Origin of the sequence: Paraburkholderia dilworthii, from assembly GCF_000472525.1 — a bacterium.
GTDB lineage: Bacteria > Pseudomonadota > Gammaproteobacteria > Burkholderiales > Burkholderiaceae > Paraburkholderia > Paraburkholderia dilworthii.
Genome location: NZ_AWZT01000003.1, coordinates 191,499 through 209,817, shown reverse-complemented (window position 1 = coordinate 209,817; position 18,319 = coordinate 191,499). Strand labels below are relative to the sequence as shown.

Below are 18,319 nucleotides of genomic sequence, written 5' to 3'. Positions count from 1 at the left end.
AAGTCGGCGCTAAGTTTTGGATTCGGCTGAACAATTGCTCTCGACCCCGACTGCCTGTGGATAACTTTGTTGAGAACTTCGCTTGGAAAGCCCGGAAACCGCGTCACAGCGGCCTTCTGTGGGGTGCCGCACACTTCTCCTGGAAGCCGCGAAAGCCTTGCCAGACAAGGCAGAGATCAAATGTGCCCGCACTTTGCAAGGGTCAGGACATGACTAAAGCTTCTACCGCGCCGCAGCGTGATGAATGTGTATAAGTCAAGTCTTGACAACTGCAAGAGCGCCGTCTGACGGCCCGCACCGTGCGAATTTTTCCTTAGTGACGGAGCCCAGCGCGTTGCGACGCAACATAGAACGGTAACGATTACAGCATCAAGCCGGTGCATGCGCGCCGCTTAAAATTGCGCGGCTATGACGATGCACTTCGTCGACAAGTTCTGCGACATTCTCCGGCGGCGTGAATTGCGAGATGCCGTGACCGAGGTTGAAGATGTGGCCCGGATGATTGCCGAAGCTGTCCAGCACGGCTCGCGCTTCCATGCGAATGGCAGCCGGCGGCGCAAACAACACGGACGGATCGATATTGCCTTGCAAGGCCACCTTTGCGCCGACACGCTCGCGCGCCTTGCCCAGGTTGACCGTCCAGTCGAGACCGACTGCGTCCACGCCTGTGTCCGCGATTTCGTCGAGCCACAGCCCACCGCCCTTCGTGAACGTGATCACAGGCACTTTTTCGCCGTCGTGCTCGCGCTTCAATTGATCCACGACCTTCTGGATGTAGTGCAGCGAGAAGCGCTGATACGCGCCGTCCGCGAGCGCACCGCCCCACGTGTCGAAGATCATGACGGCTTGGGCGCCGGCTTCGATCTGCGCGTTCAGGTAAGCAGCCACCGAGTTCGCGTTGATCTCGAGAATGCGATGCATCAGGTCCGGCCGCGCATACAGCATCGACTTGACGGTGCGGAAGTCAGCCGAGCCGCCGCCTTCGACCATGTAGCACGCCAACGTCCACGGGCTACCCGAAAAGCCGATCAGCGGCACCCGTTGACGGCCTTGCGCGTCCGTCAGCGCAGTACGAATCTCGCGCACTGCGTCGGTCACATATCGCAACGTGGCGTCGATGTCCGGAACCGCGAGGCGCGCCACGTCGTATTCGGTGCGCACTGGCCGCGCAAATGTCGGCCCCTCGCCAGCGACGAACTCCAGCCCGAGGCCCATTGCGTCAGGCACCGTCAGAATGTCGGAGAACAGAATCGCGGCGTCGAGCGGGTAGCGATCGAGGGGCTGCAACGTGACTTCCGTTGCGAACGCCGGGTTCTTCGCAAGCCCGAGAAAGCTGCCTGCGCGAGCACGCGTGGCGTTGTATTCCGGCAGGTAGCGACCGGCTTGCCGCATCAACCAGACAGGCGTGTAGTCGGTAGGCTGGCGCAGCAGCGCGCGCAGGAAAGTGTCGTTCAGGAGTTTATGGGCCACGTTGCATGCTACTGAGTGCAAAGAGGCATTTTACCGGACCGCGCCCGCCGCATCCCGCTTGATGCGGGCAATAACTGCGATGCACGGAGGTTTGTAGGGCATTTTCGCGAGGAGCCGCAGCGGCGCAACCTGGCCGAATGGCCAATGTTCAACCGCGAATTGCCGGGCTATCATCCGACAGCCTCATCACACAACAACACACACCAAGGAGACTCAATGAAGAAGGCAGCACTTGCACTGCTCGGCGTCCTGGCGGGCGTCCTGATGCACACCGGCACGGCGCAGGCGCAAACGTCGGCCACAGCCGCGACAGCCTCGCGGCTCGACGAAATTCTCGCCCGCGGCACGCTGCGCGCATGCACGACCGGCGACTACAAACCATACTCGTTCTACAAGGCAGACGGTCAGTTCGAAGGCATCGATATCGACATGACAGAGTCGTTGGCGAAATCGCTTGGCGTCAAGGCGGAATACGTTAAGACATCCTGGTCCAATCTGATGAACGACTTCGTCGCCAAATGCGACATCGGCGTGGGCGGCGTTTCGCCGACGCTCGAGCGGCAAAAGCGTGCGTTCTTCACCCAGGCGTATATGGTGGACGGCAAGACGCCGATTGTCCGGTGCGACGACGTCAACAAATACCAGACCGTCGCGCAGATCGACCAGCCGGGAACGCGCGTGATCGTCAACCCGGGCGGCACTAACGAACGCTTCGCGAAGCAGTTCTTTTCGCACGCCAACCTGAGCGTCTATCCGGACAACGTGACGATTTTCAAGCAGATCCTCGCGGGCAAGGCCGATGTGATGGTGACGGACGCGTCGGAAACCCTATTGCAGCAAAAGCTCAACCCCGGCCTTTGTTCCGTGCATCCGGACAAGCCTTTTCAGTATGGCGAAAAAGCGTGGCTGCTGCCGCGCGGCGACGTGGCGTTCCAGCAGTACGTTGATCAGTGGCTACACCTCTCGCGCGCGACAGGCGAGTATCAGGCCATTTCAGACAAATGGTTGAAGTGAGCTAAGGGCTTGGCCGCGGTCTTCCACGTTTGATCAAAAAAGTTTGGCGGCCGCGCCGGCATCGCAACGGTTTGTCAGCCGTATCGTGTAACGCGGCTAGCGAAAAGCCGGCTGGAGTCAAACAAAGGCGAAAATCTCAAGGCTGTGAACCGGGCCCTAAAAGCGAAGCGGGTCATACCGTGTTTATTGCGTTGCACTTTCCGCTACGGCTTTACGCTTCAAAATTGTTGAGGCACGGGGAACCACTTGTAACAACGGCGGTTTCCGACGAAAAAGATGCAGACGCAACCATTTCATGCGGAATGGGCTTAACGGTTTATGCGGCGCTATGCTTCGCGAATATCATTAAACGGGTGTATTACATTGCCGCTGAGTCATCGGTAGAATTTACGTTTTAAACGTCTCGTTATCGCAATATATCCCGCAGCGCCTTATCTGACGGGCGTTACAACCTGAAACACTTTGTTACGGCGCACCTTGGTTAATTCGCCCACAATGCCTTCAACGGTTTCAATACGGATGTGGCTGGGTGCGTGGTGTGAGCGGCTACGATGCACTTGCCGGTCGGCTTATGCCGAAGCCCTGTGAAGGGGCATCCCTGTTGGGATCGTAGTCGACGCCGGGTCGTCGGCTCAGTCGGTTCCTACTTTGGTCTCCTCGCGCTAACCCCGTAGCGTGTGGTTTTTAGCGGGCTCCAGGCCCGCTTTTTTTTCGTCTCGCCAAACGTTTGCTCACTGCAAGATGGCATCTTTTACGTGCTTTTAGATGCGATTTGCTGTTTGGCGGTATACGCGGCGCTTTCCATCGGCTTCACCGACTCGCGCAAGGGCCGCTCACAAACAATCAGCCAGCTTTGCGTCATCGCACGCCTGTCATCGGGCAGCTAGTTCAGGCCGTCTTCCCTTCTTGCAGCTTCAGTTCGTTGATCATGCGCTCGCGCATGACGAATTTCTGCACTTTGCCTGTCACGGTCATCGGGAGTTCGTCGACAAAGCGGATGTACTTCGGCACCTTGTAGTGCGCGATCTGCCCATGACAAAACTGCTGGATCTCCTCTGCTGTCGCCTGTTCGCCTGAGCGCAGCACAACCCACGCGCACACTTCTTCGCCATATCGGGCGTCCGGCACGCCGAAAACCTGCACGCTCTGGATCTTGGGGTGACGGAAAAGAAATTCCTCGATCTCGCGCGGATAGATGTTCTCCCCGCCGCGGATCAGCATATCCTTCAGGCGACCGACGATATTGCAGTATCCCTCGGCGTCGAGCGTGGCCAGGTCGCCGGTGTGCATCCACCCGTCCACGATGCTTTCGCGCGTTTTCTCTTCGTCGTCCCAATACCCTTGCATCACCGAATACCCGCGCGTGCAAAGCTCGCCCGTCTCGCCCACCGGTACGATGTTGCCAAGCGGATCGATGATCTTCACCTCCAGGTGCGGCTGGATGCGACCGACAGTGGTGGTGCGCTTGTCGAGCGGATCGGTGGTCGAACTCTGGAACGACACGGGGCTCGTCTCCGTCATGCCATACGCAATCGTGATTTCGTTCAGGTGCATTCTGGACACGACTTTCTTCATCGTCTCGATAGGACACGGCGAGCCCGCCATGATGCCGGTGCGCAGGCGTGAAAGATCGTAGGTGGCAAAGTCCGGATGATCGAGCTCGGCGATGAACATGGTCGGCACGCCATGCAGAGCCGTGCACTGCTCCTGCGCGACGGCTGCGAGTGTCGCGGCGGGGTCGAAAGCCTCGCCCGGGAACACCATGTTCGCGCCCACCGAAACGCAGGCCAGGACGGCGAGCACCATTCCAAAGCAGTGATAGAGCGGAACCGGAATGCACAGCGCGTCCTGCTCGGTCAGGTTCATGGCCATCGCGATGTAACGCGCGTTGTTGACCACGTTGCTATGCGTGAGCGTCGCGCCCTTCGGGTTGCCCGTTGTACCGCTCGTGAACTGAATATTGATGGCTTCGTGGCACGACAGCGTCGAGCCTATCCCGTCGAGCTTCGCGACGTCGAGCGTTGCGCGTCCCTGCTCGATCAGGTCCGAGAAACTGAGCATTCCGGGCGTTTCGGTGTCGCACATGCGGATTACGTAGCGCAGTTCCGGCAGTCGTGCGGCGTGCAGATCGCCGGGCGCGTGCGTCGCAAGCTCGGGCGCGAGTTGCTGCAGCATTTCCAGGTACATGGACGTCTTGAAGCGCTCCGCTGCGACGATCGCCTTGCAGCCGACCTTGTTCAACGCGTACTCGAGTTCCGCGAGCCGGTACGCAGGGTTGATGTTGACGAGCACCGCGCCGATGCGCGCAGTCGCAAACTGCGTCAGCAGCCATTCGACCCGGTTGGGCGACCAGATGCCGACGCGGTCGCCCTTTGCAATACCCAGCGCGAGGAAACCGGCGGCTAATACGTCTACTTCGTCGGCGAACTCTTTCCAGGTCCACCGAATCCGCTGCTCACGAAAAACCACGGCGGGCCGGTCGGGGAAGCGCTCGACGGTGCCGCGCAGAAACTCGCCAATCGTCGCTTCGCTCAACGGAATGGCTGTCGATCCGCGGACGTATGAAAGACCGTCTTTCGGTTCGATGATTGCGCCTTCGCCTGACACTTGCGTTGCCATAGTGCTGTCTCCGTGAGCAGATCGCCCTATTGAAATGAATTCGAAACCGATTGTGCCACCGGCGTGTGCCTGTCCGGCATCAAGTCTTACCCGCAGCACGTCGGCGCGCTGACACGGCCGGTGGTGGCCTGCGTTCTAACAAACGGTCCCACAATCTCGCTGACCTTTCCGTAAACGTCAAGTAAAGCTCAAAAAAAAGCAGCCACGCGGGCTGCCTTTTCTCTGATACGTATCGTCTAGCGCTGTCTAGCTCTGACCGCGCAGCTTGCGCAGACGCTGGATCGCAGCAAGCTGAGCCGTCGCGTACGCCAGTTCCGCTTGCGCGGTGGCGTATTCGAGGTTCGAGCCCGTGTTCTGCAGCGCTTCTTCCGCACGCTTGCGGGCGTCTTCGGCCTTGGCTTCGTCGAGATCCTTGCCGCGAATTGCGGTGTCGGCGAGAACCGTCACAGCGCCCGGCTGGATTTCGAGGATGCCGCCGGCGACGAACACAAACTCTTCGTCGCCGTTTTCAGCTTCAATGCGTACCGCACCCGGACGAATCCGCGTGATGAGCGGCGTGTGGCCCGGCAAAATGCCCAGTTCACCCGCTTCGCCCGGCAGCGCGACGAACTTCGCCTGGCCCGAGAAGATCTGCTCTTCCGCGCTGACGACGTCTACTTTAATGGTTGCCATAAGTGTCCACTCCTGTGGCGACCAGAGTTAGCGCTTTAGCGCTTTATTCTGGTCCCATGCAAAGCTCGACGAGAGTTCGCGCGTTCGCACTCACTCCCGTCCCATGCAAGGCTGGGTAGAGCGTAGCGAGAGGCGCCGGCTTTGCCAAAAACTACCGCTTTGATAGTCATTGCGCGCGGACTTCGGCGCCCGCATCTTTACGCCCGACCTTTACTGGATCTTCTTAGCCTTTTCGAAGGCTTCGTCGATCGTGCCGACCATGTAGAAGGCTTGTTCCGGCAGGTGGTCGCACTCGCCTTCAACGATCATCTTGAAGCCGCGGATCGTTTCCTTCAGCGGGACGTACTTGCCCGGCGAGCCCGTGAACACTTCAGCGACGTGGAACGGCTGCGACAGGAAACGCTGGATTTTACGAGCGCGCGCCACGGCGAGCTTGTCTTCCGGAGCCAGTTCGTCCATGCCTAGAATCGCGATAATGTCGCGCAGCTCCTTGTAGCGCTGCAGCGTTTGCTGCACGCCGCGCGTGATCGAGTAATGCTCTTCGCCGATCACGTTCGGGTCGATCTGACGCGAGGTCGAATCGAGTGGGTCGACTGCCGGGTAGATACCCAGCGAAGCGATGTCACGCGACAACACGACGGTTGCGTCCAGGTGGCCGAAGGTCGTAGCCGGCGACGGGTCGGTCAAGTCGTCCGCAGGGACGTACACAGCCTGAACCGACGTGATCGAGCCGGTCTTGGTCGACGTAATACGCTCTTGCAGCTTACCCATTTCTTCAGCCAGCGTCGGCTGATAGCCCACTGCCGACGGCATACGGCCGAGCAGTGCCGACACTTCGGTACCGGCCAGTGTGAAACGGTAGATGTTGTCGACAAAGAACAGCACGTCGAGGCCTTCGTCACGGAAGTGCTCAGCCATCGTCAGGCCGGTCAGCGCGACGCGCAGACGGTTGCCCGGCGGCTCGTTCATCTGGCCGTACACCAGCGCGACCTTGTCGAGAACGTTCGAGTCCTTCATTTCGTGATAGAAGTCGTTCCCTTCGCGGGTACGCTCGCCAACACCGGCGAACACGGAGTAACCACCGTGTTCCTTCGCGATGTTGTTGATCAGCTCCATCATGTTCACGGTCTTGCCCACGCCGGCGCCACCGAACAGACCCACCTTACCGCCCTTTGCAAACGGGCAGATCAAATCGATAACCTTGATGCCGGTTTCCAGCAGCTCGGTCGACGGCGACAGTTCGTCGAACGCCGGAGCCTTCTGGTGAATGCCGCGAACCACGTCCGAGTTGATCGGGCCGGCTTCGTCGATCGGGCGACCGAGCACGTCCATGATGCGGCCGAGCGTCGGCTTGCCGACCGGCACGCTGATCGGATTGCCGGTGTTCTTCACGACCGTGCCACGACGCAAACCGTCCGATGCACCCAGACAGATGGTACGGACGACGCCGTCGCCCAGCTGTTGCTGGACTTCGAGGGTCAGTTCCGAACCTTCGAGAATGAGCGCGTCGTAAATCTTCGGCATGTCCGAACGCGGGAATTCCACGTCGATCACCGCGCCGATGCACTGTACGATCTTGCCTTCTACCAAAGCAGTAGTACTCATCGCTTTTCCTTTAGATACTCAATTCTTCACTCGCGCAAAGGCGCTGTTTCGATGGAATCGCCCGAGGCGGTTGCCTGGACGTGCGCCTTGCGGGCGCACACGAAGCGGTGCAACTGACCCGTCAAGGTCAGACTGCCGCCGCGCCACCGACGATTTCCGACAGTTCTTTCGTGATCGCGGCCTGACGGCTCTTGTTGTACACAAGCTGCAGTTCGTTGATCACCGTCTTCGCATTGTCCGAAGCGGCCTTCATTGCGACCATACGGGCCGACTGCTCCGATGCCATGTTTTCCGCGACGGCCTGATAGACCAGCGCTTCGACGTAACGCACCAGCAGTTCGTCCACCACTGCCTGCGCATCCGGCTCGTAGATGTAGTCCCACTGTGTGCTCGGCGTTGCGCCCTGCTCGTCCTTGCGCTCGAACTGATCTGCCGACAGCGGCAGCAGTTGCTCGATCACCGGCTCCTGCTTCATCGTATTGACGAAGCGCGTGTATGCGAGATACACCGCCGAAACCTTGCCTTCCGAGTACAAATCGAGCTGCACCTTCACCGCGCCGATCAGCTTTTCCAGATGCGGCGTATCGCCCAGATGCACAACATTCGACACCACCTTGGCGCGCAAACGGTTCAGGAAACCCAAGCCCTTGGTGCCGATCGCAGTTGCTTCGATCGTCTTGCCCTGGCCTTCCAGTTCCTTGAACTTCTGCAGCGCCGCACGCAGCACGTTGGTGTTCATGCCGCCGCACAGACCCTTGTCGGTCGTGACGAGGATGATGCCCGCCGTCTTCGCGCCTTCGTTCGACACCATGAACGGGTGACGATACTCAGGGTTCGCACGGCTCATGTGTGCAGCGATATCGCGGACCTTGTCGGCGTACGGGCGAGCAGCGCGCATGCGCTCCTGAGCGCGGCGCATCTTCGATGCGGCCACCATCTCCATCGCTTTCGTGATCTTGCGCGTGTTTTGCACGCTCTTGATCTTGCCGCGAATTTCCTTCATTCCAGCCATTGCTTGCTCCTTGTCGGCCCGTGTTAGCGCTTTAGCGCTCACTCGGGTCCCATGCAAAGCGATCGAAGCAGCGCGGGAGCATTCTCATGCGGCCCGCGCCGCTTCAAGGTCCGTTTATGCCTTGCGGATCACTCGCAGATCAATAAGCGCCGGACTTCTTGAAGTCTTTGAGAGCCGTGTGCAGCAGGCCTTCGTCGTCCTTCGAGAGTTCCTTGGTATCTTCGACGCGCTTGACCAGGTCAGCGTGGCTCGACTTCAGATATTCGCGCAGGCCTTTTTCGAACGGCAGGACTTGCGATACTTCCAGATCGTCGAGGTAGCCGTTGTTCGCGGCGAACAGCGAGATAGCCAGTTCCCACACCTGCAGCGGCTGATATTGCGGCTGCTTGAGCAGTTCCGTCACGCGGCGGCCGCGCTCCAGCTGCTTGCGGGTCGCTTCGTCGAGGTCCGATGCGAACTGCGCGAACGCTGCCAGTTCACGATACTGCGCGAGGTCGGTACGGATACCGCCCGACAGCTTCTTCACGACCTTGGTTTGAGCCGCACCGCCGACGCGCGACACCGACACACCGGCGTTAATTGCCGGGCGGATACCTGCGTTGAAGAGGTCGGTTTCCAGGAAGATCTGGCCGTCGGTAATCGAGATCACGTTCGTCGGAACGAACGCAGTCACGTCGCCTGCTTGCGTTTCAATGACCGGCAATGCCGTCAGCGAACCGCTCTTGCCCTTGACTTCACCATTGGTGAACTTCTCGACGTAGTCTTCCGAGACGCGAGCAGCACGCTCCAGCAGACGCGAGTGCAGATAGAACACGTCGCCCGGATAAGCTTCACGGCCCGGCGGACGGCGCAGCAGCAGCGAGATCTGACGGTATGCCCAAGCCTGCTTGGTCAAGTCGTCATAAACGATCAGCGCGTCCTGGCCGCGGTCGCGGAAGTATTCGCCCATCGTGCAACCGGCGTACGGTGCCAGGTACTGCATGGCAGCCGATTCCGAAGCCGAAGCGGCGACGACGATCGTGTATTCCAGCGCGCCGGTTTCTTCCAGCTTGCGGACCACGTTCATGATCGACGAAGCTTTCTGGCCGATCGCGACGTAGATACAGAAGAGGTTCTTGCCCTTCTGGTTGATGATCGCGTCGACTGCGACTGCAGTCTTGCCGCACTGGCGGTCGCCAATGATCAGCTCGCGTTGGCCGCGGCCAACCGGCACCATCGCGTCGATCGACTTCAGACCGGTCTGAACCGGTTCCGAAACCGACTTACGCCAGATCACGCCCGGAGCGATCTTTTCGATTGCGTCGGTCTTCTTCGCGTTGATCGGGCCTTTGCCGTCGATCGGGTTACCCAATGCGTCGACCACGCGGCCGAGCAGTTCCGGGCCAACCGGCACTTCGAGAATGCGGCCCGTCGTCTTGACGATGTCGCCTTCCGAGATGTGCTCGTACTCACCCAGAATCACGGCGCCGACCGAGTCGCGCTCAAGGTTCAGTGCGAGACCGAACGTGTTGCCGGGGAATTCGAGCATTTCGCCCTGCATCACTTCCGACAGGCCGTGAATACGCACGATACCGTCGGTCACGGAGATCACGGTGCCCTGGTTGCGAACGTCTGCGCTCGCTTCAAGGCCCTGGATCCGGCTCTTGATCAGCTCGCTGATCTCAGAGGGATTGAGTTGCATTATTCGCTCCTGATAGTCAATTCTGTTGCGTGCCAGCCGCTTCAGCGCGAGGCGCTTCAGGCCGTCAGAGCCGTTTGCATGCTGGCAAGCCGCGCGCGGACCGAGGTATCGAGCACTTCGTCGCCGACCGTCACGCGCACGCCGCCGATCAACGACGAGTCGATCTCGACCGTCGGCTTCAGCTTGCGTTTGAACTTGCGTTCGAGACTTGCGACGAGGTCGTTCAACTGCGCGCCCTCGAGCGGGAATGCGCTGACGACCAGCACATCGGCCGCCCCTTCGCGGGCGTTCTTCAACTCTTCGAACTGCACGGCGATTTCCGGCAGCAATTGCAGGCGATGGTTGTCCACCAGCATTTGCACCAGATTCTTCGCTTGCGCGTTGTCCTTGAGCGGCGACTTGACCGCAGCCAGCAGCAGTTCGCTGACCTGGGCGCGGCTTACTTTCGGGCTAGAGGCGATCGACAGCACTTCGGGCAGACGCGCAACCTGTGCCAACTCCTGCACGAGCGTGGACCAGGCGGCGATGTCACCAGCTTCGGCCACGCCAAACAGCGCTTCTGCGTACGGACGGGCGATGGTTGCAAGTTCGGCCATGATCAGAGCTCGGCTTTCAGTTGATTCAGCAGGTCAGCGTGCGCTGCCTGGTCGACTTCGCGCTTCAGGATCTGTTCGGCGCCCTTCACAGCGAGTGCAGCGACTTCGCCGCGCAGCGTTTCGCGCGCCTTCACGACTTGCTGTTCCGCGTCGGCCTTCGCTTGGGCGATGATGCGAGCGGCTTCAGCTTGTGCCTGAGCCTTGATTTCGTCAGCGACTGCTACAGCGCGCTTTTCTGCGTCAGCGATACGCTGCTGACCGTCGTTGCGTGCCTGGGCGAGTTCCTGGTCAACGCGCTTGTGAGCGGCTTCCAGTTCTGCCTTGCCCTTTTCTGCGGCGGACAAACCGTCAGCGATCTTCTTCGAGCGCTCGTCGAGGGCGTTGATCAGCGGCGGCCACACGAACTTCATCGTGAACCACGCGAGGATCAGGAACACGACCATTTGCGCAAACAGGGTTGCGTTGAGATTCACGGTGTTTCCTTAAACGTTGCTAGTTCGGAAAGTGAAACGGCAAGGCGCTCATCGATTCTGTATTCGATCAGCGCCCAAGTGCCCGTTCCGCCCTGCGCCTTCACCAGTTATAGCTCAGGCGCAAACTTCCGAGGAACCTCAGCCTGCCAGCTTCGACAGCAGCGGGTTCGCGAACGCAAACAGCATTGCCACACCAACGCCAATCAGGAACGCCGCATCGATCAGACCAGCCAGCAGGAACATCTTGGTTTGCAGCGGGTTCATCAGTTCCGGCTGACGAGCACATGCTTCGATGTACTTGCCGCCCATCAGGCCGATACCGATACAGGCGCCGATTGCACCCAGGCCGATGATGATGCCGATACCGATGGCGGTCAGACCCTGGATGTTGGCGATGAAAGCTTGCATGATCACTCCTTTGTGAAAAGTCTTTTAGAACTGGTTGGAACTGGGATTTGAAAAACTACGATTCTTTTTAACGACAGCGCGGTTTAGTGCGTGTCGTGTGCCTGGCCGATGTATACCAGCGTCAGCATCATGAAAATGAACGCCTGCAGCAGAACGATCAGGATGTGAAAGATTGACCACACCGTGCCGGCGATCACATGGCCGATGAAGCCAAGCACCGTCGTGTCCGCGCCGAAGCTCCAGATGCTGCCGAGCAGGGCAATCAGCAGGAACAACAGTTCGCCCGCGTACATGTTGCCGAACAGCCGCATGCCGAGCGAGACCGTCTTCGCGACGAACTCGATGATGTTCAGTGCAAGGTTCGGGATCCACAGGAGCGGATGCGCGCCGAACGGAGCGGACAGCAGTTCGTGCACGAAGCCGCCGGCGCCCTTGATCTTGAAGTTGTAGTAAATCATCAGCGCGAACACACCGAGAGCGATGCCGATCGTGCCGTTCAGGTCGGCCGTCGGGACGATGCGGTGGTGCGGGATGACTGCGGACAGACCGAGCCAGCCGATTACGTGACCCGGCAGGTCGACGGGGATAAAGTCGAGCGAGTTCATCAGCGCGACCCAGACGAACACGGTCAAGGCCAGCGGTGCGATGAAAGTGCGCGTGCCGTGGATCATCGACTTCGATTGATCCTCGACCATTTCGACCAGCATTTCGATCGCGCACTGGAAACGGCCCGGCACGCCGGACGTTGCCTTGCGGGCAGCGAGATGCAGGATGATGATGGTGGCCAGACCGCAAACGACCGACCAGAAAAGGGTGTCCAGATTCCACACGTGAATGTCGAAAATCGACGTCTGGTGTCCGGTGGAAAAGTTCTGCAAGTGGTGCGCGATGTACTCGGACGGATCCATTGCGCGCGTGCCTTCGCTAGCTGCCATATCGTTAAAGCCACCCAAATTGTCGAAAATCGTCTTAGGCCGCTCCCGCCGCAATGCTCTATTGCGGGAACGCGCCGGGCGCGGATCGTGTCCTATCCGCACGCTCTCGCCGGCGCCGCGCGCCGGCTCTAAATCTTTGCTGTTGCCTGTTGCTTCCTCAGCGCCACGCCAAGGCAATCCAGTACGTCTTGAGCGCGATGAGATATGTCACGAGCAGCGGAACCCAGCGTACGTCGTGATACCAGAAGGCGATGGCTACAAACATCGCGATCGTTGTCCCCATCTTGAGCGCTTCGCCGATCATCCAGCTCATTACTGTTTCGGCGCCGCTCAGCGTTCTCAACCGCGCCGCGAACAATGCGCCCGGCACCCAGCAAATCGCTCCCCCGAGGAACGCAGACAGCGCAGCAGCGCCCGGCGGCTCATAGAACAGCCACCATACCAGCGTTGCACCCAGGGACAAGACCATTTGCGCCACCACGACCTTGAAAGGCGTGACGCGCGATGGACGGCTCACATTAGGACCAAACAGCTTTTCAGCCTCGGCCCGCGTGAGCGGAACGATATTGTTATCTTGCTCGGCGTCCCACGGTTCTTCGCGCGTGACTTGCTGAGCGGTGGACGCCTCGGAAACGGTGCGTTCATCGCGGTGTTCGTCGCGCCCATTTTTCGGCGCTTGATTCGACGCTTTGACCGCCATCGCAGTGTTCCGAAAGTCTCATTCCGCTCAGCGAGCTTTCGCTGCGCTTACGGGGTTGCCGTGCAATTAAATCCGGGCGATTGTAAGCGATAGTTGCAGGCAATTCAAGACTTTAGGCCGTTCAATAAACACTGCGAAATGCCTCTTCGCGATGTGGAAAAGGCTTCCGGAGAAACACCAGCATGTCAACTGTAAGGCCGGCTCGCCGAGGTAAAAGATGCGCGTCCAACGAGCACATTCCGCCGTTATCGAACGAGTGCAAGAGCGTCTGAGGAGCGGTGTCGGAACGCAACGGGTGATCTCCTACTCGCCTGCGCGGGCGGGCAAATTGCTTACTTTGCAGGCCGCCGAGGCGAGCGACTGCTGCCCTCTTCCGCCTCGAACGTGCACCACGCGCTGTGCCGCTCGCGTGCTGGTGACAGTGCGATTAGTTAGGATTCCGGATGTTCGACGCTTTGGCCCATTCGTTAAACCGATTGCGCAACGGAAGGCTGCGACTTCGGGCACGACAGTGTCTAGAAGCGGCGCACGGGCAGCTTGGCGCCGCCGCTTATCCGCGGCGCGTTCGAAACAACCGAAACTCAGGCCGTCGCATTCCCGCGCAATCGCACAAGAATGCCCTCCAGCGCATCAAGGTCGCCGAAGTCCACCAGCACCTGGCCGCGACCGCGTCGGCCGAGCTTGATCTTCACGGTTGCTGCGAGCAGATCGGATAACTCTTCTTCGAGTCGTCTCGTATCGCGGCCGCCGTCCGGATTGGCGCGAGCTTTCACCGCCGGCGCCGCCTTCGTGGTCGCCGTCACCAGCTTTTCGGTTTCGCGCACCGACATGCGCTTGTTGACGACCTGATTCGCCAGCGTGATCTGCGTCGCAGCGTCCACCGCGAGCAACGCGCGTGCGTGGCCCATATCGAGGTCGCCAGCGAGCAACATCGTCTGAACCGGTGTTGCGAGATTGAGCAGCCGCAGGAGATTTGACACTGCGCTACGCGAGCGGCCGACCGACTCCGCAGCCTGCTCATGAGTGAAACTGAATTCGTCGAGCAAACGCTGAATGCCTTGCGCCTCTTCGAGCGGATTCAGATCCTCACGCTGAATGTTCTCAATCAGCGCCATCGCGGCGGCGGCCTGGTCGGGCACGTCCTTCACCAGTACCGGGACCTCTTCAAGACCCGCCAGCCGAGCCGCGCGGAAACGCCGCTCGCCCGCAATGATTTCGTACTTGTCCGCCGACACGGGCCGCACGAGGATCGGCTGCATCAAGCCTTGGGCGCGAATGCTGGCCGCCAACTCCTGCAACGCGCCTTCGTCCATTCGGGTGCGCGGCTGGTATTTGCCCGCCTGCATTTTGCTGAGCGGCAGCACGTTCGGCGCGCCGTCGATCGCCACCGCCTCGGTGATGTCGGCGCTGCCGCCAAGCAACGCTTCCAGGCCCCGGCCCAATCCCTTCTTTCTTGCTACTGCATTCATCGTGCTTCCTCGATCCGCTTAGGATGCTTGGGGCGCGTCATTCAGTGCGCGCACCCGTTCAATCATTTCCGCGCCGAACTGCACATAGGCTTGCGCGCCGCGCGACGCCCTGTCGAATACGACGCCCGGCAAACCATAACTGGGCGCCTCGGCGAGACGCACGTTACGCGGAATCACCGCGTCGAACACCTTGTCACCGAAATGCTCTTTCAATTGATCGGAGACCTGCTGCTGCAGCGTGATGCGCGGGTCGAACATGACGCGCAACAAGCCAATCACCTTCAAATCGCGGTTAAGGTTGGCGTGCACCTGTTTGATCGTGTTGACGAGGTCGGACAACCCCTCCAGTGCGAAGTACTCACATTGCATCGGGATCACCACGCCATGGGCAGCGCACAGGCCGTTGAGCGTCAGCAGTGACAAAGCCGGCGGACAATCGATCAGCACGAAGTCGTACTCGCCCTCGACCGTGGCAAGCGCCGCCTTCAATTGACGTTCGCGGTTTTGCACACTGACCAACTCGACTTCGGCGCCGGCGAGTTCACGGTTGGCCGGTAGCACGTCATAGTCGACGGCTTCGGGCCGCATCCGCGCTTCAGCCACCGAGACGCCATCCACCAGCACTTCGTAAACGGTGTTTGCACACGCCGCCTTATCGATGCCACTGCCCATCGTAGCGTTGCCCTGCGGGTCCAGGTCGATAAGAAGCACTCGCTGTCCCTGCGCTGCCAGGCTCGCCGCCAGATTGACTGTCGTCGTCGTCTTGCCGACGCCACCTTTCTGGTTCGCAACGCAGAAAATTTTTGCCATCGTTGGAGTGTCCCTTTTGCCGCTTTAAAAGTAATTACGTCGTCAGTTGTGAACGGCCCCGCATCCGTATGACGGCGCTTAGCTCGCTTCGTCCACAAAAACCGTGACCAGGTGGCGTTCAGCATCGAGAAATGGTACGTCGAGCCGAACGACTTGCTCCACGTGGGCGCCTGCGGGCAGCCGCTCGATCTCGCCATCCGGGCGCACGCCTTTCATCGCGAGAATTGCGCCTTGTTGCGCAACCAGATGACGGGCCAGTGTAACGAAATCGGCGAGTTCTGCGAATGCTCGGGAGACGATTACGTCGAACTTCGCCGGCACTTCGGCGCCAGGTTGCAAAGTTTCCACACGGCCCGTTACGACAAATAGATTGCTCAGCCCCAACTCAGCCTTAGCTTGCGCCTGAAATGCCGTTTTCTTGTGAACGATGTCGTTCACGGTGATGCTCCACTCAGGTCGAACGATCGCCAACACGATGCCCGGCAATCCACCGCCGGAGCCTACGTCGAGCACGGTACGCGGATTGCGCTGCGCCAGATGCGGCACGATCGAAACGGAGTCGAGGATATGTTGAATCAGCATCTGGCGCGGATCGCGGATCGCGGTCAGGTTGTAGACGGCGTTCCACTTAGCCAGCAGTGCAACGTAATCAAGCAGTTTGCTCGATTGCGCGTCGCTCACGTCGAGGCCGAGTGCGCGCACGCCCTCCGCGAGAAGTTTCGCCAACGCTTCCCGATCGCCTCCTTTTGACTTCGACGTCATTGCGCCACCGGCGTCGTGTCGGCACCGGGCTCACCGGGCGTCGCCGCACGGCGCCCCAGCCCGCGCTTTAGATGGACCATCAGCAATGAAATGGCCGCGGGCGTGATGCCAGAAATGCGCGACGCCTGGCCGATAGTTTCTGGACGGAACTGCGTCAGTTTCTGACGGGCCTCAAACGACAGACCTCTAACTTCCGCATAGTCCAAGTCGTCCGGCAGACGCGTGCTTTCGTGGGCCTCGTTGCGCTCTATCTCGCCTGCCTGACGGTCGATATAGCCCTGATACTTGATGCCGATCTCGATCTGCTCCTTGATCTGAGCCAGCAATACGCCGTCGTCGGCCAAGGTTCCGGGTGCGGCGCATGCGCCGGCGCGAAGCGCACACACTCCGTCGTATGTCACGCCAGGGCGACGCAATAGGTCGGCGAGGCTGTACTCGTGGTCAATGGACTTACCAAGCAGGGCGGTCGCTTCGTCGGCAGCCACCGTCTTGGGGTTGACCCAAGTCATTCGCAGTCGTTCTGTTTCACGTGAAACAGCGTCGCGCTTCCGGCTGAACATATCCCAGCGGACGTCGTCCACCACGCCGAGCTCTCGCCCCACTTCGGTGAGCCGCATATCCGCGTTGTCCTCTCGCAAGCTCAGACGGTACTCGGCCCGGCTCGTGAACATCCGGTACGGCTCCGACACGCCGCGCGTCACCAGATCGTCAACTAGCACCCCAAGATAGGCTTGGTCACGACGCGGGCACCACGCTTCCCTGCCTTGAACGAACAGACCCGCGTTGATACCGGCCTGCAGGCCCTGCGCCGCCGCTTCCTCGTAGCCGGTCGTGCCGTTTATCTGGCCCGCAAAGAACAAGCCGCTAATTACCTTTGTTTCCAATGACGCCTTCAACCCACGCGGGTCAAAGTAATCGTATTCGATCGCATAGCCGGGGCGCAGGATGTGGGCGTGCTCCAAACCGCGCATCGACCGGACAAGCTCCAACTGCACATCAAACGGCAAGCTCGTCGAGATGCCATTTGGATAAAACTCGTTCGTTGTAAGCCCTTCCGGCTCCAGAAATATCTGATGTGATTCTTTCGACGCGAAACGGTGGATCTTGTCCTCGATGGATGGGCAATACCGCGGCCCTACCCCCTCGATGACGCCCGTGTACATCGGCGAGCGATCCAGCCCGCCGCGGATAATGTCGTGCGTGCGCTCGTTCGTATGCGTGACCCAACACGGCATTTGCCGCGGATGCTGCTCCGCCCGGCCGAGAAACGAAAACACCGGCACCGGATCCAGATCACCCGGTTGCTCTTCCAGCTGCGAGAAGTCGATGGTGCGGCCGTCAATACGCGGCGGCGTGCCCGTCTTCAGCCGCCCTTGCGGGAGCTTCAACTCCTTAAGACGCGCCGACAACGAAACAGCCGCTGGATCGCCGGCGCGACCACCTGTGTAATTGTTTAGTCCCACGTGGATTTTGCCGTCGAGGAACGTCCCTGCTGTCAGCACGACGGCACGCGAGCGGAAGCGAATCCCGACCTGCGTCACCGCGCCGACGACGCGATCGCCCTCAACCATCAGATCGTCGACTGCCTGCTGGAAAAGCCACAGGTTGGGCTGATTCTCAAGCCGGTGACGGATCGCCTGCTTATAAAGCAGCCGGTCGGCCTGTGCGCGCGTCGCTCGCACAGCCGGGCCCTTCGACGAATTGAGGATGCGGAATTGAATGCCGCCCTCGTCCGTCGCGGCGGCCATTGCACCGCCAAGCGCGTCGACCTCCTTGACCAGATGGCCCTTGCCAATGCCGCCAATCGACGGATTGCAACTCATCTGCCCGAGCGTTTCGATGTTGTGAGTCAGCAGGAGCGTCTTATTGCCCATGCGGGCGGACGCCAAAGCGGCTTCGGTGCCGGCATGACCGCCGCCGACGACGATAACGTCAAATTCTGTGGGAAAAAGCATCGCGGATCTCACGTCGGATCGCCGCGTGAGCCTTCAAGAAAAATGTATTGGCGAATTATAGCGGGTTCAGTTTCGGCCCCGAATTCGGCCGAATGGCCAACGAAATAAAAACGGCGTGTTTCACGTGAAACACGCCGC

At 60.0% G+C, this 18,319-nt stretch carries 16 protein-coding genes; 1 reads left to right on the top strand and 15 read right to left on the bottom strand.

Annotated elements, in window-relative coordinates; all coding sequences use genetic code 11:
- Positions 1-369: 369 nt before the first annotated feature.
- Positions 370-1,470 carry a uroporphyrinogen decarboxylase gene (gene hemE / locus F759_RS0106900; protein ID WP_027799207.1) on the bottom strand — a complete coding sequence of 367 codons (1,101 nt, stop codon included), beginning with the start codon at positions 1,468-1,470 and terminating at the stop codon, positions 370-372.
- A 216-nt stretch (positions 1,471-1,686) separates the two neighbouring features.
- Here hemE and F759_RS0106890 point away from each other — a divergent pair, with 216 nt between their 5' ends.
- Positions 1,687-2,484 carry a transporter substrate-binding domain-containing protein gene (locus F759_RS0106890; protein WP_027799206.1) on the top strand — a complete coding sequence of 266 codons (798 nt, stop codon included), beginning with the start codon at positions 1,687-1,689 and terminating at the stop codon, positions 2,482-2,484.
- An 888-nt stretch (positions 2,485-3,372) separates the two neighbouring features.
- On the opposite strand, the gene F759_RS0106880 is transcribed toward F759_RS0106890, so the two are convergent.
- From F759_RS0106880 to mnmG, 14 genes are all read right to left on the bottom strand, one after another.
- Positions 3,373-5,103 (bottom strand): AMP-binding protein, encoded by a 1,731-nt coding sequence (locus tag F759_RS0106880; RefSeq protein ID WP_027799205.1) that lies wholly within the window; start codon positions 5,101-5,103, stop codon positions 3,373-3,375.
- A gap of 246 nt (positions 5,104-5,349) precedes the next feature.
- Positions 5,350-5,775 carry a F0F1 ATP synthase subunit epsilon gene (locus F759_RS0106875; protein WP_027799204.1) on the bottom strand — a complete coding sequence of 142 codons (426 nt, stop codon included), beginning with the start codon at positions 5,773-5,775 and terminating at the stop codon, positions 5,350-5,352.
- 210 nt (positions 5,776-5,985) lie between these two features.
- Complete coding sequence (gene atpD, locus F759_RS0106870) at positions 5,986-7,380, bottom strand: F0F1 ATP synthase subunit beta (RefSeq protein WP_020067427.1); 1,395 nt, start codon at positions 7,378-7,380, stop codon at positions 5,986-5,988.
- Positions 7,381-7,507: 127 nt separating this feature from the next.
- Complete coding sequence (gene atpG / locus F759_RS0106865) at positions 7,508-8,392, bottom strand: F0F1 ATP synthase subunit gamma (RefSeq protein WP_027799203.1); 885 nt, start codon at positions 8,390-8,392, stop codon at positions 7,508-7,510.
- 139 nt (positions 8,393-8,531) lie between these two features.
- A complete protein-coding gene (gene atpA / locus F759_RS0106860; protein WP_027799202.1) occupies positions 8,532-10,073 on the bottom strand; it encodes a F0F1 ATP synthase subunit alpha in 1,542 nt (513 codons plus the stop codon).
- Positions 10,074-10,129: 56 nt separating this feature from the next.
- Positions 10,130-10,669 carry a F0F1 ATP synthase subunit delta gene (locus tag F759_RS0106855; protein ID WP_027799201.1) on the bottom strand — a complete coding sequence of 180 codons (540 nt, stop codon included), beginning with the start codon at positions 10,667-10,669 and terminating at the stop codon, positions 10,130-10,132.
- A gap of 2 nt (positions 10,670-10,671) precedes the next feature.
- A complete protein-coding gene (locus F759_RS0106850; protein WP_006050845.1) occupies positions 10,672-11,142 on the bottom strand; it encodes a F0F1 ATP synthase subunit B in 471 nt (156 codons plus the stop codon).
- Between the two features lie 138 nt (positions 11,143-11,280).
- Positions 11,281-11,550, bottom strand: coding sequence for a F0F1 ATP synthase subunit C (gene atpE / locus F759_RS0106845; protein WP_007180033.1), 270 nt, complete (start codon positions 11,548-11,550; stop codon positions 11,281-11,283).
- Between the two features lie 83 nt (positions 11,551-11,633).
- Positions 11,634-12,485 carry a F0F1 ATP synthase subunit A gene (atpB, locus tag F759_RS0106840; protein ID WP_027799200.1) on the bottom strand — a complete coding sequence of 284 codons (852 nt, stop codon included), beginning with the start codon at positions 12,483-12,485 and terminating at the stop codon, positions 11,634-11,636.
- Between the two features lie 157 nt (positions 12,486-12,642).
- Positions 12,643-13,185, bottom strand: a complete 543-nt coding sequence (locus tag F759_RS0106835; RefSeq protein WP_027799199.1) for an ATP synthase subunit I — start codon at positions 13,183-13,185, stop codon at positions 12,643-12,645.
- Positions 13,186-13,766: 581 nt separating this feature from the next.
- Positions 13,767-14,654: a ParB/RepB/Spo0J family partition protein gene (locus F759_RS0106830; protein ID WP_027799198.1), complete on the bottom strand. Its 888-nt coding sequence runs from the start codon at positions 14,652-14,654 to the stop codon at positions 13,767-13,769.
- An 18-nt stretch (positions 14,655-14,672) separates the two neighbouring features.
- Entirely contained in the window at positions 14,673-15,464 is a 792-nt protein-coding gene (locus tag F759_RS0106825; protein WP_027799197.1) for a ParA family protein, read from the bottom strand.
- Positions 15,465-15,542: 78 nt separating this feature from the next.
- Complete coding sequence (gene rsmG / locus F759_RS0106820) at positions 15,543-16,226, bottom strand: 16S rRNA (guanine(527)-N(7))-methyltransferase RsmG (RefSeq protein ID WP_027799196.1); 684 nt, start codon at positions 16,224-16,226, stop codon at positions 15,543-15,545.
- Positions 16,223-18,181, bottom strand: coding sequence for a tRNA uridine-5-carboxymethylaminomethyl(34) synthesis enzyme MnmG (gene mnmG, locus F759_RS0106815; protein ID WP_027799195.1), 1,959 nt, complete (start codon positions 18,179-18,181; stop codon positions 16,223-16,225). The genes rsmG and mnmG overlap by 4 nt, the downstream gene beginning before the upstream one ends.
- Positions 18,182-18,319 lie beyond the last annotated feature (138 nt).

What these genes read in the sequence shown, in the direction of transcription:
- F759_RS0106890 (WP_027799206.1), top strand. Translation starts at nt 1,687, where the DNA reads ATGAAGAAGGCAGCACTTGCACTGCTCGGCGTCCTGGCGGGCGTCCTG.
- F759_RS0106880 (WP_027799205.1), bottom strand. Translation starts at nt 5,103, where the DNA reads ATGGCAACGCAAGTGTCAGGCGAAGGCGCAATCATCGAACCGAAAGAC.
- F759_RS0106875 (WP_027799204.1), bottom strand. Translation starts at nt 5,775, where the DNA reads ATGGCAACCATTAAAGTAGACGTCGTCAGCGCGGAAGAGCAGATCTTC.
- atpD (WP_020067427.1), bottom strand. Translation starts at nt 7,380, where the DNA reads ATGAGTACTACTGCTTTGGTAGAAGGCAAGATCGTACAGTGCATCGGC.
- atpG (WP_027799203.1), bottom strand. Translation starts at nt 8,392, where the DNA reads ATGGCTGGAATGAAGGAAATTCGCGGCAAGATCAAGAGCGTGCAAAAC.
- atpA (WP_027799202.1), bottom strand. Translation starts at nt 10,073, where the DNA reads ATGCAACTCAATCCCTCTGAGATCAGCGAGCTGATCAAGAGCCGGATC.
- F759_RS0106855 (WP_027799201.1), bottom strand. Translation starts at nt 10,669, where the DNA reads ATGGCCGAACTTGCAACCATCGCCCGTCCGTACGCAGAAGCGCTGTTT.
- atpE (WP_007180033.1), bottom strand. Translation starts at nt 11,550, where the DNA reads ATGCAAGCTTTCATCGCCAACATCCAGGGTCTGACCGCCATCGGTATC.
- atpB (WP_027799200.1), bottom strand. Translation starts at nt 12,485, where the DNA reads ATGGCAGCTAGCGAAGGCACGCGCGCAATGGATCCGTCCGAGTACATC.
- F759_RS0106835 (WP_027799199.1), bottom strand. Translation starts at nt 13,185, where the DNA reads ATGGCGGTCAAAGCGTCGAATCAAGCGCCGAAAAATGGGCGCGACGAA.
- F759_RS0106830 (WP_027799198.1), bottom strand. Translation starts at nt 14,654, where the DNA reads ATGAATGCAGTAGCAAGAAAGAAGGGATTGGGCCGGGGCCTGGAAGCG.
- F759_RS0106825 (WP_027799197.1), bottom strand. Translation starts at nt 15,464, where the DNA reads ATGGCAAAAATTTTCTGCGTTGCGAACCAGAAAGGTGGCGTCGGCAAG.
- rsmG (WP_027799196.1), bottom strand. Translation starts at nt 16,226, where the DNA reads ATGACGTCGAAGTCAAAAGGAGGCGATCGGGAAGCGTTGGCGAAACTT.
- mnmG (WP_027799195.1), bottom strand. Translation starts at nt 18,181, where the DNA reads ATGCTTTTTCCCACAGAATTTGACGTTATCGTCGTCGGCGGCGGTCAT.